Origin of the sequence: Salinicola peritrichatus, assembly GCF_003206715.1 — a bacterium.
GTDB classification, from domain to species: domain Bacteria; phylum Pseudomonadota; class Gammaproteobacteria; order Pseudomonadales; family Halomonadaceae; genus Salinicola; species Salinicola peritrichatus.
This window is the reverse complement of record NZ_PZJU01000020.1, coordinates 1-25,098: the sequence shown is the minus strand read 5'-3', so window position 1 is coordinate 25,098 and position 25,098 is coordinate 1. Positions and strand designations below refer to the sequence as shown.

General features: G+C 57.5%; 27 protein-coding genes. 14 read left to right on the top strand and 13 right to left on the bottom strand.

Annotated features, from left to right (window positions below; translation table 11 throughout):
* Window positions 1-65: 65 nt before the first annotated feature.
* From DOM57_RS08930 to DOM57_RS08885, 10 genes are all read right to left on the bottom strand, one after another.
* Window positions 66-485: a YbaY family lipoprotein gene (locus DOM57_RS08930; RefSeq protein ID WP_110648870.1), complete on the bottom strand. Its 420-nt coding sequence runs from the start codon at window positions 483-485 to the stop codon at window positions 66-68.
* A 289-nt stretch (window positions 486-774) separates the two neighbouring features.
* Window positions 775-1,149 (bottom strand): translation initiation factor Sui1, encoded by a 375-nt coding sequence (locus DOM57_RS08925; RefSeq protein ID WP_110648869.1) that lies wholly within the window; start codon window positions 1,147-1,149, stop codon window positions 775-777.
* Between the two features lie 128 nt (window positions 1,150-1,277).
* Entirely contained in the window at window positions 1,278-1,958 is a 681-nt protein-coding gene (locus tag DOM57_RS08920) for an HAD family hydrolase (RefSeq protein WP_087720083.1), read from the bottom strand.
* Window positions 1,959-2,466: 508 nt separating this feature from the next.
* Window positions 2,467-4,626, bottom strand: coding sequence for an amylo-alpha-1,6-glucosidase (locus DOM57_RS08915; protein WP_110648868.1), 2,160 nt, complete (start codon window positions 4,624-4,626; stop codon window positions 2,467-2,469).
* Between the two features lie 10 nt (window positions 4,627-4,636).
* Complete coding sequence (locus tag DOM57_RS08910) at window positions 4,637-5,725, bottom strand: glycosyltransferase family 4 protein (protein ID WP_110648867.1); 1,089 nt, start codon at window positions 5,723-5,725, stop codon at window positions 4,637-4,639.
* A gap of 152 nt (window positions 5,726-5,877) precedes the next feature.
* Window positions 5,878-7,185 carry a TRAP transporter large permease gene (locus DOM57_RS08905; RefSeq protein WP_110648866.1) on the bottom strand — a complete coding sequence of 436 codons (1,308 nt, stop codon included), beginning with the start codon at window positions 7,183-7,185 and terminating at the stop codon, window positions 5,878-5,880.
* A complete protein-coding gene (locus DOM57_RS08900) occupies window positions 7,182-7,796 on the bottom strand; it encodes a TRAP transporter small permease (protein WP_110648865.1) in 615 nt (204 codons plus the stop codon). The genes DOM57_RS08905 and DOM57_RS08900 overlap by 4 nt, the downstream gene beginning before the upstream one ends.
* Before the next feature lie 11 nt (window positions 7,797-7,807).
* A complete protein-coding gene (locus DOM57_RS08895; protein ID WP_110648864.1) occupies window positions 7,808-8,806 on the bottom strand; it encodes a TRAP transporter substrate-binding protein in 999 nt (332 codons plus the stop codon).
* Window positions 8,803-9,282 (bottom strand): substrate-binding domain-containing protein, encoded by a 480-nt coding sequence (locus DOM57_RS08890; RefSeq protein WP_239496165.1) that lies wholly within the window; start codon window positions 9,280-9,282, stop codon window positions 8,803-8,805. The genes DOM57_RS08895 and DOM57_RS08890 overlap by 4 nt, the downstream gene beginning before the upstream one ends.
* A complete protein-coding gene (locus DOM57_RS08885; RefSeq protein WP_162619503.1) occupies window positions 9,263-9,502 on the bottom strand; it encodes a type 1 periplasmic-binding domain-containing protein in 240 nt (79 codons plus the stop codon). Before DOM57_RS08885 ends, DOM57_RS08890 begins: the two co-directional genes overlap by 20 nt.
* Before the next feature lie 60 nt (window positions 9,503-9,562).
* Here DOM57_RS08885 and DOM57_RS08880 point away from each other — a divergent pair.
* Window positions 9,563-10,422, top strand: a protein-coding gene (locus DOM57_RS08880) for an IS5 family transposase (RefSeq protein ID WP_420820220.1) whose coding sequence is annotated in 2 segments (ribosomal slippage) — window positions 9,563-9,911 and window positions 9,911-10,422 — 861 coding nt in all. Because the reading frame shifts where the segments join, the coding sequence is not laid out codon by codon here.
* 12 nt (window positions 10,423-10,434) lie between these two features.
* Here the strand turns inward: DOM57_RS08880 and DOM57_RS08875 are convergent.
* Window positions 10,435-11,616 carry a serine hydrolase domain-containing protein gene (locus DOM57_RS08875; RefSeq protein WP_204352905.1) on the bottom strand — a complete coding sequence of 394 codons (1,182 nt, stop codon included), beginning with the start codon at window positions 11,614-11,616 and terminating at the stop codon, window positions 10,435-10,437.
* Window positions 11,617-12,122: 506 nt separating this feature from the next.
* Here DOM57_RS08875 and DOM57_RS08870 point away from each other — a divergent pair.
* The 13 genes from DOM57_RS08870 to DOM57_RS08810 all read left to right on the top strand — a co-directional run bounded on the left by DOM57_RS08870 (window position 12,123) and on the right by DOM57_RS08810 (window position 24,527).
* Entirely contained in the window at window positions 12,123-12,851 is a 729-nt protein-coding gene (locus DOM57_RS08870; RefSeq protein WP_162619502.1) for a FadR/GntR family transcriptional regulator, read from the top strand.
* Complete coding sequence (locus tag DOM57_RS08865) at window positions 12,852-13,607, top strand: fumarylacetoacetate hydrolase family protein (protein ID WP_110648858.1); 756 nt, start codon at window positions 12,852-12,854, stop codon at window positions 13,605-13,607.
* A gap of 46 nt (window positions 13,608-13,653) precedes the next feature.
* Window positions 13,654-14,415 carry an HpcH/HpaI aldolase family protein gene (locus tag DOM57_RS08860; protein ID WP_110648857.1) on the top strand — a complete coding sequence of 254 codons (762 nt, stop codon included), beginning with the start codon at window positions 13,654-13,656 and terminating at the stop codon, window positions 14,413-14,415.
* 24 nt (window positions 14,416-14,439) lie between these two features.
* Window positions 14,440-15,546 carry a DctP family TRAP transporter solute-binding subunit gene (locus DOM57_RS08855; protein WP_110648856.1) on the top strand — a complete coding sequence of 369 codons (1,107 nt, stop codon included), beginning with the start codon at window positions 14,440-14,442 and terminating at the stop codon, window positions 15,544-15,546.
* Between the two features lie 17 nt (window positions 15,547-15,563).
* Window positions 15,564-16,616, top strand: coding sequence for an Ldh family oxidoreductase (locus DOM57_RS08850; protein WP_110648855.1), 1,053 nt, complete (start codon window positions 15,564-15,566; stop codon window positions 16,614-16,616).
* Between the two features lie 102 nt (window positions 16,617-16,718).
* On the top strand, window positions 16,719-17,201 hold the full coding sequence (locus tag DOM57_RS08845; RefSeq protein WP_110648854.1) for a TRAP transporter small permease: 483 nt from the start codon (window positions 16,719-16,721) through the stop codon (window positions 17,199-17,201).
* A 44-nt stretch (window positions 17,202-17,245) separates the two neighbouring features.
* Window positions 17,246-18,517, top strand: coding sequence for a TRAP transporter large permease (locus DOM57_RS08840; RefSeq protein ID WP_110648853.1), 1,272 nt, complete (start codon window positions 17,246-17,248; stop codon window positions 18,515-18,517).
* A 34-nt stretch (window positions 18,518-18,551) separates the two neighbouring features.
* The gene (locus DOM57_RS08835; RefSeq protein WP_162619501.1) at window positions 18,552-19,286 is read left to right on the top strand and encodes an alpha/beta fold hydrolase; all 735 of its coding nucleotides are present in this window, start codon (window positions 18,552-18,554) and stop codon (window positions 19,284-19,286) included.
* A 37-nt stretch (window positions 19,287-19,323) separates the two neighbouring features.
* Window positions 19,324-20,340, top strand: a complete 1,017-nt coding sequence (locus tag DOM57_RS08830) for an IS30 family transposase (protein ID WP_110648851.1) — start codon at window positions 19,324-19,326, stop codon at window positions 20,338-20,340.
* A 2-nt stretch (window positions 20,341-20,342) separates the two neighbouring features.
* Window positions 20,343-20,795, top strand: a complete 453-nt coding sequence (locus DOM57_RS08825; protein ID WP_110648850.1) for a hypothetical protein — start codon at window positions 20,343-20,345, stop codon at window positions 20,793-20,795.
* A gap of 332 nt (window positions 20,796-21,127) precedes the next feature.
* The gene (locus DOM57_RS08820) at window positions 21,128-22,099 is read left to right on the top strand and encodes an IS701 family transposase (RefSeq protein WP_110648849.1); all 972 of its coding nucleotides are present in this window, start codon (window positions 21,128-21,130) and stop codon (window positions 22,097-22,099) included.
* A gap of 282 nt (window positions 22,100-22,381) precedes the next feature.
* Window positions 22,382-23,371, top strand: a complete 990-nt coding sequence (locus DOM57_RS08815) for an IS481 family transposase (protein ID WP_110648848.1) — start codon at window positions 22,382-22,384, stop codon at window positions 23,369-23,371.
* A 190-nt stretch (window positions 23,372-23,561) separates the two neighbouring features.
* A complete protein-coding gene (locus DOM57_RS08810; RefSeq protein WP_087721103.1) occupies window positions 23,562-24,527 on the top strand; it encodes a LysR family transcriptional regulator in 966 nt (321 codons plus the stop codon).
* A 185-nt stretch (window positions 24,528-24,712) separates the two neighbouring features.
* On the opposite strand, the gene DOM57_RS22620 is transcribed toward DOM57_RS08810, so the two are convergent.
* Both DOM57_RS22620 and DOM57_RS08805 read right to left on the bottom strand, forming a co-directional pair.
* A complete protein-coding gene (locus tag DOM57_RS22620; protein WP_338056471.1) occupies window positions 24,713-24,934 on the bottom strand; it encodes an aldehyde dehydrogenase family protein in 222 nt (73 codons plus the stop codon).
* Window positions 24,840-25,098: aldehyde dehydrogenase family protein (locus tag DOM57_RS08805; RefSeq protein WP_338056470.1), on the bottom strand; the 259-nt coding region annotated here is incomplete at its 5' end. The genes DOM57_RS08805 and DOM57_RS22620, both read right to left, overlap by 95 nt.

Genomic DNA, 25,098 nt, shown 5'->3' with positions numbered 1-25,098 from the left:
TCCATGAAGCGCTAGGGAGCTGGCCCGCATCAACCTGGGGGCCACCCGCGCCGAGGCGCTGTTCGTCACCGCGCGGTGTTCGCGCCGGTGGTCTCGATCGGAATGTCGAGCGTTTCGGGATCGTCGACGCCGAACACCGATACCGGCTCCGGCGAGAGATAGATGATGCGGCCGCCGCTGCGTACCTGGGCGCTCAGCCGATAGATATCGTCCGCGACGATCGCCTCGGGTGCATAGCGCAAGTTGACCGGGATCGGCAACTGGCCTAGGCGTTCATAGCGGCTGCTGGCGAGTACCGAACCGGTGGTTTCGTCCTCGAGCTGCACTTCGAGGGTGGCGTCCGTTGGCAGTGTCACCGGTTTTTCGGAAACGATCCGGGCTTCGAGCGTTTCGAATTGTGGCCCGCTGGCGCAGCCGGCGAGTACGCCAAGTAACAGTATTGCCGCGGCGAGGCGATATCGACGCAGCGCAGTAGATAGGAGCATTGCGATTCTCACGACAGGAAAAAGGCGGTTCCGCTGTGACAGACGAAGCGGGCGGAAATTCCACTGGAACGAGGATGCTGACAAACGTCACGAGCGATGGCCAGGCAAGGCGAAATCCATCGAAGAAGCGCAGTTTACATGTCGTAAATGAGCATTTTGAGGTGGATTGACTCGCTTCGCTCGCCCTTCGGGCCAGCCTTTGCTGTTGTCTCCGCTGCGCTCCGACTCAACGCTGCATGGGCGAGCGCAGTAGTTTGCCAGCATTCTCGAACGGTCTTCGGCCAGTTGCTCAGCCACCAGCCAGTTTGACCCGATAGCCACGGGATTCGAGCTCGGTCTTGAGCACTTCGCGATGATCGCCCTGGATTTCGATCACGCCATCCTTGACCGCGCCGCCGGTGCCGCAGCGCTTCTTCAGTGCCTTGGCCAGGGTTTTCAGCTCGTCATGGGTCAGCGGGACGCCCTGGATCGTGGTCACGCCCTTGCCCTTGCGACCGCTGGTTTCGCGGCGGATGCGCACGATGCCGTCCAAGGCGGCGATGCGCTCGGCCTCCTCGCGTTCGTGGCAAAGGCAGTCGGCCCGTGGCCGGCGGCAGTCGGGGCAGGTCTCGCCGTGTTCGGTGGAGTAGACCAGGCCGCGTAGCTGATCCTGTAACGAAGGCATGAGAACTCCGAATCAAGACATGAAAGGCGCATGATAACGCGGCCGTTCGCGCGAAAACGACCGATTCCGAAATGACCGCGGCCCGAGCGGTTGGCTCGGGCCGCGAGTCGAGATTCATGCCAAGGGGGTCAGAGATTGCTGGCGGCGAGGGCGGGGATCAGCCTGTCGATGGCGGCCGGCAGTTCATCCATCTGACGGATGCCGATGGCACCGGCGGGTGTCGCCTCGCGCTCGGGGAAGCGGTTGATGTGGACGACCCGCATGCCGGCTGCCAATGCCGCGCGTACACCGACCTGAGCGTCATCGATGACCACGCAGTCGGCGGGCGCGAAACCCATGTCCCGCCCGGCGTGGAGGAACAGGCCCGGCTCCGGTTTCCAGCTGCCCACGGTATAGGCGCTATAGATGTTGTCGCCGAAGAAACCGCTCAGCCCGGTGCTGTCCAGCGCCCGGCGGATCTTGTGCTCGGGGCCGTTGGAGGCGACGCAGCGCGGCAGCGCACCGAGAGCGTCCAGTGCTTGTGCCACGCCATCGAGGGGCTGAAGCTCGGTGGCCATGCGTTCGTGCATTTCCTGGCGCATGGCGGTCTCGGCCTGCTCGCGGACCCCATCTTCCAGGCGTCCGTAGACACGCTCCAGGTGCGCGACGATGTTGGCAAAGCGAGTGCCACGGAAATCGCGCATGTAGTCGCTGGCCTGAAAAGGGAGCCCGGCCTGGGTCAGGCATTTGGCCATGATTTCGGCCAGCAGCGGTTCGCTGTCGACCAGGGTGCCGTCGCAATCGAATAGCAAACAGAGCGGATCGGGCATGATGGGTCGCCTCGAGGGCGCAGTCGGTGAGTTCGAATTGGCAAGCGAGTGGGGCCCGCCTGTCGCTGAAAATCGCTCTAGGGAAACACTGATTAACTACTGCGCTCGATAGCTTGATCGCTGGCGGTGCTGGTGCGCCAGCCCGGTCAGAATCCTCATTTAACACCGCGTAAACTCCGGTTCTTGCGCACCGGCAGCGACCAATCTCCCATCGCTCGCGACGTAAATCAGAGCTTCCCAGTGTCCCGATTATCGGCGCCGTAACCGGAAACCTTGAACATAGGATTACGGAACACTGTTTTCAATCTCGATTTCAACTTTAGTCGTCCCGATTCACCTTGACAAGCCGGGATGGGGAAAATGCTCACTCGCTGCACATTCCTGCTGAAACCCATCATTTTCCGATGAATGCCTTCGATTCAGTCGCGCTCCCGCTGCAGGTTGAGTTATATCCCGCTGAAGCCTTTCAACGTCCTCGCCAATGGCTTCTCCTCATGCGTTCGAGCCGCTAGACCAGCACGCTGACCTTCACGTCGCCTTCGCGGTGGGTGACGTTGACGCTGACATCGTTGGCGTGCCGGGCCAACGAGAGATCGAGGGTGGCGTCGCCGACGCGCAGCCGCTGGATCGACAGGTGGTTGATCCACACCGGCAGGCGGGGATAGTCGAAGCGCAGATGCGGAGATTCGGCGCTGAAGGTCAGACCGAGACACGCCTGCAGCATCTGGAATACGCTGCCCGCCGCCCACGCCTGGGGCGAGCAGGCCACGGGATAGCGCGTCGGCCCTTGCGAGGGTTCGCGCGCGAAGCCGCAGAAGAGTTCGGGCAAGCGGTAATCCTCCATGTGCATGGCGGCCTCGAACAGCCCGGTCATGATGCGGATAGCGGCCTCCTGGTAGCCGTAGCGGGCCAGCCCCTGGGCGATCATGGCATTGTCGTGCGGCCATACCGAGCCATTGTGGTAGGACATCGGGTTGAAGCGAGCCTCGCCTTCGGCCAGGGTACGAATGCCGAAGCCGTTGAAACCTTCTGTGGAAAGCAGTGTTCGCGCCAGCGTGCTGGCCCGCTCCGGTAGCGCGATCCCACTCCACAAGGCGTGGCCGGCGTTGGAGGCGCGAACGGCGCACGGGGTCTTGTCGCCATCCAGTGCCAGGGCGTAGCTGGCGATGTCGTCGCGCCAGAAGGCGGCATCGAAGCGCTGCTGCAACGTATCGGCTTCCCGCTCCAGGCGCGTGGCCATCTCCGGCTTTTCCAGCAGCCGTGCCAGCCTGGCGGCACCACGCTTGGCGGCGAACACGTAGCCCTGAACCTCGCACAAGGCGATGGGACCCTCGGCACTACGGCCGTCGGCATGAAACACGGAATCGGCGGAGTCCTTCCAGCCCTGCTGTGTCAGTCCGCCATGACGGCTGGCCTCGTATTCGACGAAGCCGTCGCCATCGAGATCGCCATATCGATCGATCCAGTGCAGTGCCTGTTCCAGCGCCGGCCACAGCTGGCGGATGAACGCCGTGTCCCCGCTACGCGCCTGATAGGCGTCGGCCAATACCACGAACAGCGGCGTCGAATCGACGCTGCCGTAGTAGCGTCCGAAGGGAACCTCGCCGAGCCGCGCCATTTCGCCGTCGCGGGTTTCGTGCAGGATCTTGCCGGGGGAGGCGTCGGACTGGGCATTTTGGTCCTCGGCCTGGGTGGCGGCGAGAAACCCCAGCACGCCGCGCGCCAGATCGGGAGCCAGCCACAGGGTCTGCAGCGCGGTGATCAGTCCATCGCGCCCGAACGCCGTACTGAACCAGGGCACCCCGGCGTAGGGATAGGGCCCATGCGGCGTATCGCTGACCAGCATCTGCAGATCGGCGGCGGAGCGTGTCATCCACTCGTTGAACTGCTCGTTGTCGGAGTAGAGCGAGCCGACCAGGGCGCGATCGTGGGCCCGCCGGGCGCCGATCCGATGCACGGCGGTGTCGAAGTCCAGTGCCTGTTCCGGTGCTTTCCCTTCCTCGCAGGCGACACTGAGTTCGAGCGTGACCGTCTGCTGGGAGGCCAATTCCAGCTCATGAACCAGATACTGGCCGTTTTCCGCCTCATCGACACGCACCGGGCGGTCGCATCGAATGCGCGTCTGACTCGTTCGGCCATCGAGACCACGGTAACGGAAGAGCACGGCCTGTCCGTCCCGGGTCGGCGCGAGCCGCTCCCCGCGCTGGGCGCGCTGGCGTCCGCGGATTTCGAAGATATCGGCGTAGTCGGCGGCCACCAGCACACCGAGCCGCAACCTGGCGGTGGCAGTGCCGTAGTTGGTGATGCGGATACGCTCGTGCAGCACCCCGTCCCAGAGCACCTTGGTGCGGCGCAGATGCACCGTATCCTTGGCTACCTCGGCGCTGGCCGGCACGGTGAGGTCCACGCTGAATCCCTGGTTGTCGCGGTTGACCGCCGAATTGAGCAGCAACGGCCGCTGGCCATCGACATCCAGCTCGAGCCGCGACAGATAGCGGGTTCCCTCATGGTAGAGCCCCTGTTCGCCGAGGCCGACCGGCTGGATGTCTCCCAGCCGATCGAAAAGGGCGAAGGTCTCGCCCTGTTTGAGCACCTGGGTGCGTGAATCCGCGCGTGCCGAACTGGCGTTGACGTACCACTGATCGTTGACGCGAATCGTATCGTTCATGACCGACTCCTCAAGCGACGGCGGTATGCAGGGGAATACGCTGGCGGGGGCCATGCGGGCCGTTCCCGGAGTCGAGCAGGCGCTGATAGCAGCTCAGGTAACCTTCGGTCATCGCCGAGACCGAGAAGTGCCGCTCGAAGTAGCGCCGACATGCCCGGCGGTCGATCTTCTCGATATGCGCCAGCGCGGCGACTGCCTGATCGACGTTGTCGACCACCCGGCCGCTGACGCCATCGCGCATGACTTCGGGCACCGAGCCCCGCCGGAAGGCGACGACCGGAGTGCCGCAGGCCATGGCCTCGATCATCACCAGGCCGAACGGTTCGGGCCAGGCGATCGGGAACAGCAGCGCGCGGGCATTGCCGAGGAAATCGTTCTTTTCTCTTTCGCCGATCTCGCCGATGTATTCCACCTGCGGATGGGAGAGCAGCGGTTTGATGCAGCTATCGAAATAGTCCTTGTCGCCCTGGACGTCGGCGGGCTTGGCGGCCAGCTTGATCGGCAACCCGGCGCGCAGGGCGATTTCGATCGCCGTATGCGGCGCCTTCTCCGGCGAGAAACGGCCGATGAAGGCGAGATAGTCGCCACCGTCGGGATTGAGACGGTAGAGCGACTCGGGCACGCCGTTGTAGACGGTATCGAGCCAGTTGACGCCACGCAGCGGCTGGCGCTGATGATTGGAGATCGATACCAGCGGCTCGTGGGGGAAACGCGCGAACAGCGGATAGGCGTCGCTGATGTCGAGCCTGCCGTGCAAGGTGGTGAGATGCGGCACGGACAGATAACGCAATGGCAGGAAGTGAGCGTGATAGTCGGTATGGAAGTGGATCACGTCGAAATCGTCGGCGCGTTCGAGCACGCTGTCGATCTGGGCGAGCAGGGGCGAGATCCTGTCGACCACCAGCTCGTCGCCGCGCATGGCGCGCTCGCACATCGGCACCAGTTCCGCGGCGGTTCGCGAATCGCCGCTGGCGAAAAGCGTCACTTCATGGCCCTGGGCGACCAACGCTTCGGTGAGATAGGAAACGACGCGTTCGGTACCGCCGTACTGCTTGGGTGGAACGGATTCGTTGAGGGGAGCGACTTGGGCGATTCTCATCCTGATATTCCTCCGATCGCTAAACGGAAAAACGCAGCCACAGAATGAACGCGGCGCTGGCGGGGCACGCCAACGCCACCAGCCAGGCCGAAACGAAACGGGTTATAGGGACTGTCGACAGAAATTCAAGCGCGCCGTGTCGAAAAACGGCCCTAGCCGCTATCGGGGCCGAAGGTCTGCGGCAGATAAAGCGTCAGCTCGGGGAAGGCGATCAGCACACCGATCACCACCAGCATCACCAGCAGGTAGATCATCGTCGTGCCCAGTGCCTTGAGCAGCGGAATACCGCCGATCTTGGCCGCGATCATCAGGCACAGGCCGTAGGGTGGGGTGATCAGGCCCAGGCCGAGCGCCATGACGCTGATCACGCCGAACTGCAGCGGATCGACGCCGGCCTGGGCCGCCAGCGGCTGGAAGATCGGCGCCAGGATCGCCATCGCCGGCAGCGAGTCCATGAAGGTGCCGACCAGCAGCATGACGATGGTGGCGACGATCAGTAGTGTGGTCGGATCGGTGATCTCGACACCCGCCATCAGCGACGGCGGAATGCGGTAAAAGCTGATCAGATAGCCGAAGATCGCCGCGCCGACCAGGCTGAACAGCGATAGCGAGCAGAGCCGCACGGTATCGGTGGAGGCATCCAGCACGCTCCTGAAGGTCAGTTCGCGATAGACCACGAAACCCAGAATCAGCGCGTAGAGCACGGCCATCACCGCAGCCTCGGTGGGCGTGACGATACCCAGGGTGATGCCGCCGATGATCAGTACCGGAATGCCGGCGGCGAGCAGGCCATCCTTGCCCGAGCGCGCCAGTTGCGTGAAGGAGGCACGCTGGCGCGTGGGCACATCGTAACGGCGCACGTAGCCGAGGTTGAGCAGCAGTTGAGCGATCGCGATCAGGATGCCCGGCACGATACCGCCGAGAAACAGCCCGGCAATCGAGGTGCTGGTGAGCGCGCCCCAGACGATCATGTTGATCGATGGCGGAATGATGATCCCCATCACCGACGACGCGGCCGTCACCGCGACGCTGAAGTGGGTCGGATAGCCCTCCTTCTTCATTGCCGGAATCAGCACCGTGCCGATACCGGCGCTGTCGGCGGTGGAGGAGCCGGAAACCCCGGCGAACAGCATGCTGACCAGTACGTTGACATGGGCCAGCGCGCCTTTGAGATGGCCGACCAGATTGAGGCACAGCGTGATCAGACGGTCGGTGATGCGCGCGGCGTTCATCAGATTGCCGGCAAGCAGGAACAGCGGCACCGCCAGCAGCACGAAGGAGTCCATGCCGTAGTACATGCGCTGGAACATGACCCACGGAATCAGGCGCGGGTCGAGCGCGATGATGGAAAACGACGTCAGTACCAGCGACATGGCGATCGGCACACCCAGCACGATGAGCACACCGAGCAGCACGAACAACAGCCACGGCAGCATGGGTAACCAGTCGGTAGGCATCATGGCGTCTTCTCCTGGTTGCGGTCGGCGGCAAGCGGTGAATCGAGCTCTTGGGTCGGCGGTGCGCTCGGATTCTCCGGGTCGATCAACTCATCGATCTCCGAGGGGGTATCGAGCTCGCGCTCCATCGCTTCCACGCCACGGCTGGCGGTCAGCGACAGACGCTGCAGGCTGAACAGCACGATCAATACCCCACAGACAAAGAAGGCCGAATAGGTCACCACCATCGGCAGCTGCGAGGCACTGGCAATCCGGTTGAAGCCGGAAAGCGCAAAGTTCCAGCCGAACACGACGAAGATCAGGCCGACGATCAGGCAGGCAACATCGCGGATCACCCGAGTCATCCGGTCGGGGCGGGAGCCGCGGGGGAAGGCTTCGAGCACGAAATGATCGGCATGCAGCACGCCGATCGCGGTGCCCAGCATGATCATCCACTGGAAGGCGAAGCGGCTCATCTCTTCGGTCCAGTAGAGCCGGGGTAGAAAACCGAGGTTGCGGCTGACGATCTGATAGACGATCAGCACGATGAAGCTGGCCAGCAACAGCAGCAATACCCCTTGAAGGAGGCGTTCCAGCTGGCGGTTGACGCGGCCCAGGGCCGTTGCGAATGCCATGACGTGGCTCCTCACTGAGTATCGATGATCATCTCGTACAGATCGCGCAGGCCCATGTCGTCGATCACCTTGCCCAGCGGGCCGGCGACGATTTTCTGCATGCGCTCGCGATCCATCGGGTAGAAGGTGGCACCCTCGGCCTTCAGCTTGTCGCGGGACTCCTTGTCGAGCCGGATCTGCAGGTCGCGGGCGTACTGCTCGCTCTCGTCGGCGGCGGCCTGCACCGCCTGTTGCTCCTGCGGCGAGAGCGAATCCCAGGTGTCGTCGGAGATCGTCAGCAGGCGCACGGTGATGTCGTGCTCCGAGAGCCCGATATACGGTGCCACCTCATGAAAGCGCATGCGGTAGATCCACTCCGCCTCGTTGAGCAGGCCGTCGATGGCGCCCAGCTGCAGCCCGGTATAGATCTCCTTGTAGGCCATCACCGTCGGCTGGGTACCCAGCGCCGCCCAGGCGGTGATCACCGGGCGGGTCGGGTTGGTACGCAGCTTCATGCCCTGAAGGTCGTCGAGGCTTTCCAGTGGGCGCGTGCTGACGATCTGGCGCGTGCTGCCGCCGTAGTAGGCGAGCACCTTGACGCCGGTCTCGTCCTCGATGCGCTTGGCGATTTCGCGTCCCGGCTCGCCGTCGAGCACGTGCCGCCAGTGATCGAGATCGCGATAGAGAAACGGAATCGAGAAGATGCTGGCGGTACGCGAGAACTCCGAGATCAGCCCCGGATTGATGATCGAGAAATCCAGCGCACCGGCGGTCTGTTGCTCGAACATCTCGGTCTCGTGACCCAGCACCGAGTTGCTGTAGATGCTGACCGTCAGGTCGCCGTCGGTTTTCTTCTCGAGCAACTGTTTGAAGCGCTCCGCGCTCAGGTGGTAGGCGGTATCCTCCGTGGCGCCGTGGCCGAAGATCAGCTCGCGGGCTTCGGCCGGCGTGGCGAGCGCGGCGAAAAGAAGGCCCGTGGCGACGATGAGCCGCCAGCCGGACAGATAGCGTGGAACCTCGTGAAATCTCATGGTGACTCCTGGGGGCGATCGAGCGAGGGTTGGGAGCTGGCGCGAACCATCAACGGTGCCTCGAGGACGATGCGTTCGCGTTCGCCGTCGGGCGTCCGTATCCGCTTCAGGGCCAGTTCGGCGGCGCGGCGGCCGATCGATCGAGGGTGGGTCGCGATACTGGTCAATGCGGGGTCGGTGAGGGCGGCTTCATCGATGTCGTCGACGCCGACCACCGCGCAGTCCTGCCCCGCGCGCAGGCCAAGATGGGAAAGCGCCAGCAGCGCTCCCAGTGCGACCAGGTCGTTGTGGCAGATCAGGGCCGTGGGCACGTCGTCGCCACGCATCAGCTCGAGGGTGATTTCGCGCCCTGCGCAACGAGTCAGGGGGCCGCGAACGATGCGCGACAGGTCATCGAGTCCGGCCTCGTGCATGGCCTGTCGGTAGCCCGCGAGACGTTCGCGGTCGGCGGAGTGGTCAGCGGTTCCCGCGAGCAGGGTGACGATGCCCCAAGGCGATCAGGTGACGAACGGCGTTGGCGACGCCCGCCCGAAGGTCGGCACCGACATAGTCGCCGAGCGGTGACGGGCCGACGTGCCGCATGACCTCGATGCAGGGCATGCCCCAGTCGGCGATCGTTTCGATCAGTGACGCGGGGGTTTCCTCCGCGGGGCACAACAGCAGCGCATCGACCCGATGTTCCCGCATGCGTGCCACGCTTTGTCTGAAAAATGATGTCTTGCTAGCCTTTCCTCCCTCAGACTTGGAGGTATTGTCATGGCAGGACGTTACGAGATTTCCGATCAGGGTTGGGCATTGATTGAAGATATCGTTTCGCCTGACACGCCCGCTGGGCGTGGACGCCCACGGCGCGATGACCGGCAGATGCTCAACTGCATCTTCTGGATCCTCTGTTCCGGTGCCAAATGGCGGGATCTGCCCGAGCGCTTCGGCCCGTGGAAAACGGTCTACCAGCGCTTTCGTCAGTGGCGAGATGACGGCACGCTCGAACGTATCCTGTCACGCCTTCACCTGAAGCTGCGGGAAGATGGCTATATGGACCTCGATACTTGGATGGCCGATTCCACCTCGATTCGAGCGACTCGCTCTGCCGCTGGCGGCGGTAAAAAGGGGGCTCTCAGGAACCGTTAGACCATGCCCTTGGGCGAAGCCGAGGCGGCCTGACGACCAGGATCCACCTGGTTTGCGATACCAACGGTGTGCCCCTGAGCTTCCTGCTATCGCCTGGTCAACATGCCGATTCACGCTATCTCGTTCCTGTCATGGAGCAGATCCGCTTGCCAGGTCATACGGGACGTCCACGCAAGCGCTGCCGCCATCTGCTGGCCGACCGAGGTTACGATAGTGATCGATTGAGTCGATACTGCGACCGATGCGGAATACGACCGATAATCCGGCACCGCCAGATGCACCGCCGCCACAAGCCAGGGCTACCACGCCTGTTCGAACGCCCGCGTTATCGGCGTCGCAACGTGATAGAGCGTCTATTTGGCTGGATGAAAGAAAAGCGGCGACTCTGTACTCGCTACGACAAGTTGGCGAAAAGTTACCGTGCCATGGTCACGCTGGCCTGCATCGAGCGCTGTTTGCGGATCTATTTTTCAGACAGAGCGTAAGACCGTCGGTGCTCAACGAAGGAGCTCACGAAGTGCGTTGATGCCCTTGCGCGTCAGCGCTGTGAATTGAGCGTTGAGCGGCAGAGGCTGCGACGAGAATTTAACGATAACGAGATCGCTTGCTGGCTCGATGAAGACGTTCTGACCGAATACACCGATCCCGAACACCATGGGGTGTTCCCCGTGCTCGACGTACCATTGGTTGCGGTAGTGCATTGGAACGCCAGGGAAGAGCTCTATGAAATCGCCCCGATCCCACGCGTCGCGATCACCCGAAGTCATGATGTCGATCATCCAAGCTTCCGGCACGACCTGCTCATCGCCCACGCGCCCGTTGGTAACAAAAAGCCGTCCGATCCTTGCTAGATCGCGCACGGTGGCGCAGAGCCCACCGGCGCAGCGCGGCGCACCCAACCGATCCACGGTAATGTAGGCGTTCTCCTCCGCACCGATCGGCGCCCACAGGTATTCGGAGACCAGATCAGCGTAACGCTTTCCGGTCAGTCTCTCCATTACCCACCCTAGGAGATCGGTATTTGGTGAGACGTAGTGGAAACGATCACCGTGATGGCCATCCGTTTCAGACAATAATTTGAAGAAATTGCGCAGGTCGGTCGGCTCTTCTCCCGGCCTTAGTGGGTCCCATCCCTGGGCCTTACGATACGCAATAATCGGCCCGCCATCGGCGAGGTAGTTTTCCTCGAATAAGACACCTGCGCGCATATCCAAGAGATCGCGTAGGGTGGCGTTGTCATACGCAGACCCGCTCACCTCTGGAATGATAGAGGTGACCTTGGCGGACGGATCGAAGACTCCCTGCTCGACGAGAACACCCGCAAGCAGACCAAGTACGGATTTTGAAACCGACATGAGGATATGGGGGAGGCGACGATTCATCTCCCTCATATATTGCTCGTGAACGATCTCGTTCCCGCGAAGAACGAGCAAGGCGTCGGTGTAGGTATCTTCTAGCCATTGCTCCAAGCTCATAGCGCCGGACGTGGCGCCGATCCGGAAAGAGGAAAGATCGGCTGCCGGCCCTTGTTCGAGAGGTTGTACGCGTCCGGGATCATTCAGGATGAGGCTGGACGGGACGATCTCGCTGACATGGCTGAACGACCAGCGGTTAAACGGCGGCTTGCGCCAGTTCGCGAGCGTGACCTGCGTGTCCACGGTTGGGGGGAACGGGGCCATAACTTGGGTATCCATTTGTTTACATCGCTTGTTGTCTGAAGAGGTCGAATCTGGCGCTAGGCCAAGTACTTGGGAGAGGACGCGTTGAATATCATACGCTTTGACTCCATCGGTGATAAAGAGAAGTCGCGAGCGGTGAGCCATCCCCAAGCTAGGTGCCCAACTGCTAGTGGTTGAGTGAAGTTCTGGGTGACGTTTCAGCGTCAACGGGCCGAAATGACCCCAAACCCTACATGCAGGGATTCGCCGAGTGCTTCGCAGTGGTAACGGCTAAAACATTTTTCTTTCCCTGTCAAACGCTTATAACAGTTCTTCGCTGCAACCATGCGCATTTTAGACTAGCGTCCCGCTTGGGAGAATACGTACTGGTAGGCATTGAACTTTAGTGTTGCTCCGCTGGAATGCGCTTGACCGGAAGGCAAGCGCTATTTAGCGTGAGGTTGCATGCTCTGGTGGTCCTACCATAAAACCATATAAGCATGAGACTGCTCGGGAGGTGTAGCACCTTGCTCAATATCGATCCTTTAGAAAGAAAAAGCTTGAGTGATTTTGTGGTCGCCCAGCTAAAGAGCCTGATTTTGAGAGGGGAACTGCAAGAGGGCGACCGGTTGCCAAGTGAACGCGATCTAGCCGAGCGCTTTAGAGTCAGCCGAGTCTCGATTCGGGAGGGACTAAAGATTCTTTCCTTGCAGGGTTTGGTCAAGCGCACCAACGCGGGCACTGTCGTAACCGCCAATTTCTCCGCCATCATTGAAGACACGCTTACGCTGAAGATTCTGCTTGATGAAAGCGCTTATGAGGAGATCATCGAAGCACGACTCATCATGGAAGAGCAAATGATCAGGCTGGGCGCTACTCGCATCGAGGAGAGCGGTATTCAGGAAATTACTTGGCATGTCCAGGCCATGCAGCAGGCTACATTAGAAAAGGACATGGACAAGTTTGTGTTATCTGATATGGCCTTTCATAAAAAAATCGCTGCCACATCGAAAAACAGCGTATTGATTAGCCTGTATAACTCCATCTTGGGTCTGGTGTTCAAGATTCAGACGCAAGTCTCCTATGACAAAGAGGTTATGCAGTCTTCGCTTGCTCACCATCAGACTATTTTAGAAGCATTGAAGCAGCGAGACGCTACATTGTCTGCCAACGCAATGTGCGATCACCTTACCGATGTTCAACAGCGGCTTTACCACATAGTTCGTATAGAAAATCTGAAGAAAGGAGAAGTGTAAATGTATATTCGTTTCATGCACGACGGTCAAGAAAAGCAGGGATTTTTGACGCAGGGGATTATTCGAATTCTAGATGGCGATATGCTACAGGGCGGCAAAATTAGTAACGAAACCCTCGATTTTGACGAGGTAAGTCTTTTGGCACCGTGTTGCCCATCCAAGGTCGTTTGCATCGGTCTCAATTATAAAGACCATGCTAAGGAAATGAACATGGATATGCCTAAGGAGCCACTACTGTTTATGAAGCCGTCAACCTCAGTTATTGGCGATAAAAATCCTATCGTTGCTCCGCCACAAAGCCAGCATTTGGAATATGAAGCTGAACTTGCCATCGTTATCTCCCAGCCGGCTAAAAATATTAGTGTAGAAGATGCTGAAAATTATATATTTGGGTATTCTTGTGCCAATGATTTTACCGCTCGCGATCTTCAGTTGGCTGATAAACAATGGACGCGCGGTAAGTCCTTCGACACGTTCTGTCCAGTTGGTCCCGGCATCGTCAATACCCTGAAGTGCGAAGATGCCGTCATTGAACTTGCGGTAAACGGTGAAGTCCGTCAGCGCTCAAATCTCAACCAACTCATTTTTAATGTCCACGAAATCGTCAGTTACGTCTCTTCACAAATGACCCTGCTTCCCGGCGATATCATCCTGACCGGAACGCCTCATGGCGTTGGCCCTGTGGAGCCCGGTGACGTAATGGCCGTATCCATTGACGGCATAGGTACGTTAACCAACCAATTGACAGCCAGCTGATATTAGCACCGAGTGCCAAATCTAAACACAATAGGGAGAGTCCCCCATGGCTTGTGGCACCGAACCTCTTATCCTCGGCACATGGGTACAGATCAACAGCCCCGAACTGGTCGAACTGGTAGCGCTCAGTGGATTCGACTTTGCCATTCTCGATATGGAGCACGGCAATATCGATTTTCCCTCACTGGAACATTTGATTCGTGCCTCAGAAAGTCGTCAGATGCGCCCCGTTGTTAGAGTGACCGAAAACGATGCCTTTCCTATTATGAAGGCGCTAGATCTGGGCGCGAAAGGAGTTCTGATTCCTCAGGTGGAAACGCCGGAAGAGGCACGGCGGGCCGTACAGGCGGCGAAATATGCACCACTGGGCACGCGAGGGGCATGTCCCTTTGTGCGGGCCGGTGGGCATCTGATTGCTCAATGGGAGGAGCACGCCCATCAGGCAAACCGGGACACGCAGGTCATCGCTCTCATTGAAAGCAAAACAGGGGTTGATCACCTTGATGCAATTGTGGCAACCCCCGGGCTCGATGCCTTCATGATTGGTCCATTCGACCTCTCGGTATCACTTGGCATTGCCGGGCAGGTCGATCATCCCCTGATTCATACCACTTTCGATCACGCCATGACCTTGGCGCATCACCATCAAAAGACTTTTCTCGCCGTGGATTTTCAAACAGACCGGGCCGGTGTTGCCGGCATGCTCGCCAACTGGCGGGAACGCGGTGTCACGACGCTCGTCTCGGGCGCGGACAAAGCCATGATTCTCACCAGCATGCGCACCCAAGTCCGTACGCTGCGCCAATAATATCAATCCCGCAAGGAGTACGCCGTGTCTAATATCAAGACTCCCGCACTTTCCGCGCTCGTTTCTGTCATGTTGCTAGCAGGATGCGACAATCAGGCAAGCGAAAACGAATCGGCTCAAAATGACGCCTCGAAGTCCAACGACTCGTCAGTCACCCTGTCGCTGGCACAGGCGTTTCCCAACAAGCACCCGGGCGGCATCTATTCCGATAAGTTCGCCAAGCTCATCAACGAGCGCACGGATGGCGCCGTTAACATTAATGTGCACCATAACGGTGTGTTGGGTAGCGAGGCAGAGGAAATTCAACAGCTGCAAGCCGGCAGCCTCGATCTAGCACTGCTCTACGGTGTGTCCAACTTTCAAAATCTGAATGCGAAGCTGGGGGTCGAGGAGCTGCCCTTCATCTTTGAAAGTAGCGAACACGCTCGACGTGCCTATGACGGCGAGTATGGCAAGGCTGTCTCAAAAATATTAAAAGACGAAGGATTCGAGGTGCTGTCGTATTGGGAAAACGGCATGCGCCATTTCACCAACAATGTCCGACCGATCGTCGATCCCGAGGACATGCAAGGCATTAAGTTCCGCAGTGCCGAGGTGCCCATCCGTCTGAAAATGTTCGAAATGCTCGGCGCCAGTGCCATACCCATGGGCTTTACGGAGCTGTTTACCGCGTTGCAACAAGGCACCGTCGACGGCCAAGAAAACCCCATTGCGCTTATTCATGCCAACAACTTCTACGAAGTACAGGATTACCTCTCGCTGTCAGGGCATATCTATAACTCGGCCGTCCTGACCGCCAGTCCCAAAGCCATGGCCAAGCTGACCCCCGAGCAACAAAAAATTCTCCGTGACACTGCTGAAGAGATGAAAGTCGAAGAGCGCCAGATGATTTCGGAGCAGAACGCCGAGCTGCTGGCGGATTTGAAAGAAAAAGGCATGCAGGTCAACAGCATCGATAAGCAAGCTTTTGAAAAAGTGGTCCATCCACTGTGGGACTCCTTTGCCAAGGAAAACGGTGATGAGTTGATCAAGCTCATCTTGAAGGCTAAGCCCAGCAATGCCGGCAATGCGTCCGCGCCTCAAGAAAGCACCAAGGCCGCCAGCGTGTCTCACGACGCCCAAGCATCTTAATCAAGAGGACATCCGATATGTTCGTCAACGTTGATAAAGTCAGCCAGTTCGCCATTGCGTGCCTGACCAAATGCGGCATGAGCGCTGAGGATGCCGATATCGTGGCACAGACGCTGATTGTGGCCGACCAAAAGGGCATCCACAGCCATGGCTTCATGCGCCTGCCGGTCTATATTCAGCGCATCAAGAAAAATATGATCGTGCCCGACGCACAGGTGGAAACCGTGCGGGAGACGGAGTCGACAGTCGTGGCTGATGGGCACTATGGTGCCGGTCAGGTCGTGGGCTACCGCACCATGGCGATGGCCATCGACAAGGCGCGACATCACGGTGCAGGCGTAGCTGTCGTCAAAAACAGCAATCATTTTGGCATCGCCGGGCATTTTGCCCAGATGGCGGCCGACCAGAACATGATTGGCGTGGTCATCAGTAACGTTGAGCCCCTCATGCCTGCCGTCGGCGGCGCCGAGAAGGTGATCGGTAATAACCCGATTGCCATCGCGGCACCCTCAAGTGGCGAGACGCCAGTGATTCTCGATATGGCCCTCAGCCATGTGCCCTTGGGCAAGATTCTTTTCACAAAGTCGCAAGGCAAAGACATGCCGGAAGGCTGGGGACTGGATAAAAACGGTGCCATGACTACTGATCCCGCCCAGGTCCATGACGGCGAATCCATGCTGGGTTCGCTGTTTCCAACCGGTGGGGCCAAGGGCTTCGGTCTTGCCCTCATGACCGAGGTGCTGACAGGTGTGCTCTCGGGCGGCGAGTTCTCCAAGCAGATCGCATCAATGTACGCCATGGAAGAACGCCAGTCGATTTCTCATTTCATGCTCGCCCTAGATATCGCTCAGTTCATGGATATCACGGAGTTCAAGCAGCGTATGTTACTGCTCGCCGGCCTCATCAAGAGCTCGGCCCGTGCAGAAGGCGTGGAAGAACTGTTTCTGCCAGGAGAGATCGAGCAGCGCTGGGCTGCAGACAACTTAGATAAAGGGCTGCCAATGGACCAAGGGATCTACGACGCGCTGCAGGCATTGGGGCAAGAGTTGGGCGTGGAATTTAACGTGTAAGGTGCCTGTGATTACGTGCCGGCATTCATTGCCGGTACGTGATGGCCTATATCTTCCCCAAGCGAAAATTTAAATAAAACGAGACACAACGGGGTACGCCATATGCTGAACACACTAGTAAAAGGGATTGACCACGCGGTCAAGCATCTGACCTTCTTGCTCTTTATTGCAATGGTCATCGCCGTTTTTGGTCAGGTGGTCATGCGCTATCTCTTTGGCACTTCGGTGTTCTGGGCGGAGGAGTTCGCCCGCTATGCTATGGTCTGGATTGCCTTTCTAGGCGCATCGATGGGGGTCGTGGAGGGTGCGCATACGAAGATCGACTTCTTTATCAATCGCCTTCCGCAAGGAGTAAAAAAAGGTGTTTTTATCTTCAACAACGTGCTGTGCATCCTATTTTTGTCGTGCATCTCTTACTACGTGGTAGCCGCGTTAAGCTACACGATGGGTACGCTAAGTCCGGCCATGCGCATCCCCATGGGCCTGATGCATCTTATTCTCCCTGTCTCGGGTGTTTTGATGTCTGTTTATCTATTGATCGATACCTATCGCCTCCTGCGTAATCAGCCATTCCCTGCCGAATAAACATTGTCCCAGTAAGCTTAAAATCCTTGTGAGGAAGGTGCGCCATGCTGCTATTTTTATTGTTGGGAATTCTTCTCATCATAGGCATGCCGGTAGGGTTTGCCATTGGCATTGCCTGTTTGCTGTTCATGTTCATTGATGGCGGACCCATCGCCTCCAATATTGTGGCCCTGAAAATGATTTCGGGTGTCGATTCCTTTCCCCTCCTTGCGCTGCCTTTTTTCATGCTGGCAGGCGAATTGATGCAATACGGCACGACGCCCCGGCTTATGCGACTTGCCAATGCGCTTTTTGGCTTTATGCGCGGCGGGTTGGCCGGGGTTGCCGTCGCGGCCTCAGCGTTTTTTGGTGCCATTTCAGGCTCAGGCGTGGCGACAGTCGCGGCAGTCGGATCGATTGTCCAGCCTGAGATGATCCGCAAGGGCTATGGCAGGGGCTTTTCCGCCTCTCTGGTCGCCGGTGCCGGGGTGTTGGGGATGGTCATCCCCCCTAGCATGGCCATGGTTGTCTTCGGGGTAAGCGCCGGGGTCTCGATCGGCGGTCTGTTTCTAGCGGGCATTATTCCCGGTCTGATCACTGCTGTGCTGCTTATCGTTTATGGAGTCTATATCTCAAAGAAGCGGCAATATGGTGGGGATGCAGGAAAGTTTGATCTTCATGAGCTGGCCCTAGCGGGCAAACAGGCGATCCTCCCGCTGCTGTTGCCGATTATCATCCTCGGCGGTGTGATGACAGGCATTTTTACGCCTACCGAGTCAGCTGTTGTGGCAGTGGTTTATGCCTTCGTGCTTGCCTTCTTTGTCTATCGCGAAATTAATCTCAAGCGTCTGATGTTGTCCGTCAACCGCTCCGCCGTGACCAGCGCCGTCATTCTTTTTATCATCGCCGCTGCCAGCCCCTTCGGCTGGATCATGACAATAGAACAGATCCCAGACACGCTCGCCAACCTGTTGACCACCCTTACACAAAGCGTAGCGCTACAGCTTGTCCTCATCAGCCTGCTTCTGCTGATTATGGGCACGTTCATGGAAACCATTGCCACCATTATCATCATGACGCCCATCCTTACACCTATCGCAATAAGCCTTGGTCTTGATCCCATTCACTTCGGCGTATTGATGATGATGAATTTGGCGATCGGGGGAGTCACGCCGCCTTTGGCTGTCGGACTGTTCACCTCGGCTAAAATCAGCGGCATCCAGATCGAGGATACCTTTCCTGATGTGCTGCACGTCTTGGCCGTGATGATTCTGGCTTACGCGCTGGTGCTGTTCATCCCCCCCTTGGCACTTTTTATTCCTCACGTTTTTTCATGAACGAAGGCTATTGGCCTAAAAGGATTGTGAAATTATGAAAGTATCGTTTTTTCATGCCAATAATTGCCCAAAAACTTCGTTCTCGTCACCGCACGAAACCGGAGCACTATATAACGGCGAGCGTCGCGTCAATGTTTCTGGACGCCCCGCGGTAATTCGGTTTATCAAGGGAGACCCCAAGAAGCCCTTGCTTGTCTTTATTCCCGGCACCAACTATATGGCCAGAATTGCCTACGGGGGACATCGTGGCAGTAAGCCGCAGGACTTCCTAGCCTTTTGGCTTAATCAGCAAGGCTACAACTTTCTCGCCATCTCTTACCCGCTCGGCACAGCCAGCAAGGCCTTTGAGTCCTCCCATACGGATTTAACTATCCAAGAATGGGGGGTGCAGATCATGAAGATTACACGTGAAATTATTGCTGAGCAGCAACTGAGCAATCATGTCATCCTGGTAGGATGGTCCATGGGAGGTAGAACCGCCCAATCAGTTCAGGAAGCCGCTACCCATCAGCGCGGCGTGCACCTGGACTTCTTTCTCTCCCTGCTGGAAAATCCTTCCATTCCCGGGATTACCGACCTAGATCGCACCATACCCAACAGTGGGTACGCTGACCGACGCGAGGAGCGTACTGTCCGGATTGATCAGCTGGCCAAGAATACAACAAAAGAAGGTCATAACATTATTCCTGAAGGAATTTTCATGAAGGAATATACCAGTGATATGCCCATCAACCTAAATGGCTACAAACAGCTTGGCCGCAAATTCTGAGTGCAACACCTGACCGAATCGGTAAGGTGTTGTACCCATGTCATATTCTGAACTCTGCATCGAAGAACGTGCGACGATCCAGGCCAGCCTCGCGCAAGGCTTGAGCATCAGGAAGGTGGCGGCTCTGCTCGAGCGGTCTCCGTCGACGATCAGTCGAGAGATACGTCGCAATGGGTCATCCGATGGCAGATATCGTGTGCCACACGCGCAACAGCGTCGCCAGGACCGCCGGGCAGTCTGTCGCCCGAGGCGCAAGCTGCTTCCTGGAAGCCAACGGTTCGCTTTGATTCAGCACATGCTGCATCAGCGCTTGTCCCCCGAGCAGATCAGCGGCAAGCTCAAGCATATGACGATCCCTGACCTCCGAGACGCCTACGTCTGCCGTGAAACGATCTACAGCGCTATCTATGCGTTGCCCGTCGGCGAGCTACGAAAAGAGCTGATCCACTGCTTGCGGCAAGGCAAAGCGACTCGCAAGCCGCGGCGTGGGCAAGTCGACCGGCGCAACCAGATCCCTGATATGGTCAGCATTCACCTCCGTCCTCCTGAGGTGGAAAAACGCGAATTCCCTGGGCACTGGGAAGGCGACCTGATCAAAGGCAAGGGCAATGCATCGGCTGTCGGCACCCTCGTCGAGCTGAAAAGCGGTTACCTGATTCTGGCGAAGATGAACGATGCAACCGCCACCGCTGCCGTGGAAGGCTTTAGCGCTGCACTGAACCGCATGCCGTTGGCGGCACGGAAGAGCATGACGTATGACCAAGGGCGTGAGATGACGCAGCACGCCCAGATTACCCAGAATACCGGTGTTGCCATCTATTTCTGTGACCCGCATAGCCCGTGGCAACGAGGCGCCAATGAAAATATCAATGGCCTGATACGGCAGTACTTGCCCAAGGGGACGGATCTCTCGGTTTACAGCCAGCAAGAACTGGATGAGATCGCGCTTGAACTCAACATGCGCCCGCGGAAGCGCTTCGACTTCAAATGTCCCATTGAAATGATGAGCGAGCTGATGGGTCAGTACCATGAGGCTCCGTCATCGACACATTGACGGTGTTGCACTCAGAACCTGCATCCGCCCAGTACCATCATGAAGATGCTGTCTTAGAGGGTCAACTCGAAGGCATCAAGGATACTAAGCCCTTCCATTTTGACAGCTTCCCGGCCCTCGCTTCTATTTTGGATAATTCTATGATTGACTTTAATCAGGTGAGTGCTGATCACGCTAACTGGAAGTTTTTGAAAACCAATACGATACTACACGGCTTTCTGAGCAAAGATGGAGCCGATATCCATAGGCTAAATGACACTCAGTGGTACAGAGTCATTGATCTTACGTGCAGCATGCCACAACGGCTCTGTGCTCAGACATCAGGCAACCATCTATTTTTTGTAGGCGAGAGGGGGGCGCGTGATGCAGCAAGGGCCATTGCAGAGCTGGGGCATAAAGTGCGTGCTTTCAAGCAAGAGCTGATATGGCATTTTTCCCTGTTATGTACGCCATGACTTTGAGAAATGCCTTACTCAATTGTAGAAAGTGACTCGAAGGTAAATTTCGGCGAGCCGACTAACATTGAGCCAATCCCCACTGCCAAGCTAGATGGAGCCTCAGCAGCTGTTAGACTCTGAACGATGTGGGGCGCGACGAGGTTCTGGTGAAGTGCCCCGACGAGCGCCGGGAGGCTATCCTTTACTACCGATTCCTCTTGGTATGCGGTCAGTTCTACTGTACATGATCATCGTCATCTTCAGCCGTAAGCTGTCGATGCCGCCTTAGTACTACAGTTGGAGATAAAGACTATACTTCGTTGAACGCCTGTTTCCGAACGAGGTGTGTCATGCTGAACGACCTCCTGACCCCTGAACGTCTGCGTGAGCAAGCCCATGCCTGGGAATCAGAACTCGCCTCTTGGGTGGTAGAACTGGGCCGTTACGTCAAGCGTGCTGAGGCCCGCGAGCACCTGGGTGCCTACCTGCGAGGCCTGCTGGGCGAGGTCACACGACGCAACAGCTGGCAACTGGCCGAGCACCAGGGCGATACACGCCCCTACGGCTTCCAGCACCTGATCAACCGCGCCCGCAGGGATGAAGACGGGGCCCGCGATGCGGTGCGACAACGTGTCTACCAGGCCTTGCGCGATGACGATGGGGTGCTGGTGGTCGATGAGACGGGATTCCTCAAGAAGGGTCGGCATTCGGCAGGCGTCAAACGCCAGTACAGCGGAACAGCCGGCCGGATCGAAAACTGTCAGATCGGCGTGTTTCTCGGTTATGCCAGTTGCTGGGGGCAGGGCCTGATCGATCGCGCCCTGTTCCTTCCTCGGGACTGGGCGGAGGATCGCGGACGCTGCCGTCAGGCGGGTATCCCTGAAGCGGTGGGGCACAAGCCCAAGACGGAACTGGCCCGGGACATGCTGGTACGCGCGCTGGACAGTGGCGTCACGGCCCGCTGGGTGACAGGCGACGCCGTTTATGGCGAGTCCTTCCAGCTACGCTGGGCCCTGGAGGAGCGCGGCCAGGGATATGTGATGGCGGTCAACCGCAAGACCCATGTGTGGCTGGGATTGAAGCAACGCAAGGTCGGTTATCTGCTAGCGACGCTGCAGGCGAATACCGAGTTCGGTTGGGCCCGGCTCAGCGCAGGCGCCGGGAGCCAGGGGCCTCGGCTGTCTGACTGGGTGTTTCTGGCCATCAATCCGGGACCGTTCGACGGGTGGCAGCGCGGAATGCTGGTACGTACGGCGCTCCTTGAATGGTACGCAGGAGATGACGGCGTACTTCACTTTCGCTCCCAATGGCACGTCACTTGAGGGCCTGGTACTGGCCGCCGGGGCACGGAGGAACATCGAGCGCTGTTTCCAGGAGGGCAAATCACAACTGGGGCCATGTCGCTCTGCGATTATTTACGACTATAGTAGTAGATTGGTGTCCATGATTGCTGGGCAAGATCACCCATCTCGACGCGGACAGAGCCATTGCAAGGAGATGTCCAAATGACTGGTGTAGGGTCCCGGATGATCAGATCGCCTATAGAAGTTATCCTCTGCTAGCAGCGAGGGAGCTTCTTCAGCAATTCATCCGGGAGCAAGTTCATGGACATCAAGCTGCATAAACAAGCGACCACGACACCGAAGATCCGTGCCGAGATCCAGGCAGCGCCCTCCAGCATCACGGATAGCAAGCTGGCCCGCCAGTATGGTGTCGCCACCACGACCATACGGCGCTGGCGGTACCGTGACGATGTCCATGATCGATCGCACACGCGTCACAACCTGCTGGCCACGCTCACGCCCGAGCAGGAGGAGGTGCTGATCGCAGCGCGCGAATTCCTTCGCCTCGGTCTGGATGATCTCCTCGTCGTGGCGCGTGAGTTCCTGAACTCCCGGTTGTCTCGCTCCGGCCTGCATCGCATGCTCCAGCGGCGCGACGTGCCGACACTAGCGGAACTGGCTCGGCAGGACGTCGGAGATGACGAGAAGCCGAGGCACAAGCCCTTCAAAGACTACGAACCGGGGTATGTGCACATCGACATCAAGCACCTGCCTCAGATGCCCGATGAGGAGCAAAAACGCTACCTGTACGTCGCCATCGATCGCGCCACGCGTTGGGTGTATCTGGAGATCCGAAGCAGTCAGTCCGCGAAGGATGCTCGCGCGTTCATGAAGCAGGTGGAAGAGAAGGCGCCCTTCAAGATCCAGACGGTGCTGACTGACAACGGCAAATCCTTTACCGATCGCTTCACACGTGCAGGTGAGCGCAAGCCCAGCGGCCGGCATCCATTTGACCAGGAGTGCCAGGCACATGACATTGAACACCGCCTGATCAAGCCGGGAAAGCCGCAAACGAACGGCATGGTGGAGCGCTTCAACGGCCGCATCAGCGACGTGCTGGCGACTCGGCACTATGCCTCAGGCGAGGACCTGGAACAGACGCTGAAACGCTACACTTGGCTGTACAATCACCACATCCCGCAGAAGGCACTGCACCATCAATCGCCTATTGCGATGATGAAAGAATGGCAGACTAAACGGCCTGACTTATTTACCAAGCGGATAGTTAATCACACGGGACCCGACAACTAGGCTCTAGCCTATGGTGAGTAATCCTTTTGAAATATTTCTGTCAGGAACACCTTGACTCTAGAAGAGAAAACCCTGCGCCATCTTGTTCTCAGAGCATCCCCCGGGTGAATTACGCGGGTTAAGGTTTAGTAGCTTGTCAGGTGTCACAGTCGATGGGTCCCGCATCATATTTTATAAGTGACAAAATAACATGACGAACAGAAACATAGACTTGAGGGCCATGAGGTATTTTGTGGCAGTGGCTGAAGAGCTTCATTTTAGCCGAGCTGCAGATAGGCTATGTATATCACAACCATCGCTTAGCATTCAGATAAAAAAGCTGGAGAGCAGCTTAGGTGTAGCCCTATTCGAAAGAACAAAGCGTAGCGCGAATCTTACAAAACCTGGAAAGGTTTTTTACCAGGAATGTATTTCGATTTTATCAGCCGCAGACCGAGCAATATCATTAACGCTAGCTTCATCAGAGGAAGCCGGAGCTAAAATAGTAGTTGGTTTTCAAGCGAACGCTGCTGCAGAACTTACACCTAAGATACTAAAGCATTTCAGCACTCTTTTCCCTCACGCAGAGATCCAGATGAAATCTTTTGATTTCAGCGATCCTACGGCCGGACTAAATGATAAAAAAACAGATGTTGCTTTTGTAAGGCCACCAATACCTACATCATTAGATATACAGCTTGAAACTCTTTTTATTGAGAAAAGGCTGCTGGTAACACCTGAAGAGTCCTACCTGTCAAAGCATGATAGCATCAGCATTGATGGACTTTTTCAAGAGCCCTTTGTTGCAAGGCAGTCTCCTGAGGTATGGAGAAATTTTTGGCTGGCTATAAAAGATCGAAAAGGTTTTCCTGTGCGCATCGGCGCAGAAGTAAAAACAGTTGATGAATGTTTTGAAGCCATATTGAGTGGCTACGGTGTAGCCTTCACCCCAGAATCAACCCAACGATACTATAACAGGCCAGGGCTTTCATTCATTCCTGTATTCGGCATCTCCCCGTCATGCCTTTCAGTAGCTTGGAGACAGGATAACAACAACCTTCTTGTTCCTGAATTTATAAATTCATGCAGAGAAATAACAAAAAAAAATCCGATTACATGCATGTCGCATGAAGACAAGATGGGCGCCTGGCCTGCCACGTCGCCAGAGCCTACTTGATTACCACCTCTCTGAGCTGCACAGGCTATAGCAAACTCGGAAGAGCGCCACTTCACGTGATCAAGGCACGTTGTTGTTGGTATTAAACCATGGACCCTCCATTAACAATGGTTAATCCAATCACCCAATGCTTCCGAAAGCATACACGCAGGCGTTAACCCTGACTTGGCATATACTTCGAGCTATCACTTACCCATTAGCATATATTTGATTTCGACATAGTCATCGATACCATAATGAGATCCTTCCCGGCCGATACCGGACTCCTTAATTCCACCGAAAGGTGCCACTTCGGTTGAGATGGCCCCTTCATTAATGCCTATGATCCCAGCTTCCAGCTTCCAGCTCCTCGGCAACTCGCCAGACTCGGCCAATATCGCGTGAATAAAAATATGCCGACAGCCCATAATCTGACTCATTGGCCATACTAAGGACTTCCTCTTCGCTGCTGAACCGATAACAAGCGGCCACAGGCCCGAAAGTCTCCTCGTGAGTGACCATCATCTTGGCATTGGCATTTCCGATCACCGTCGGCGGATAGAAGGTGCCGCCGAGTTCGCTACGCTTTGTC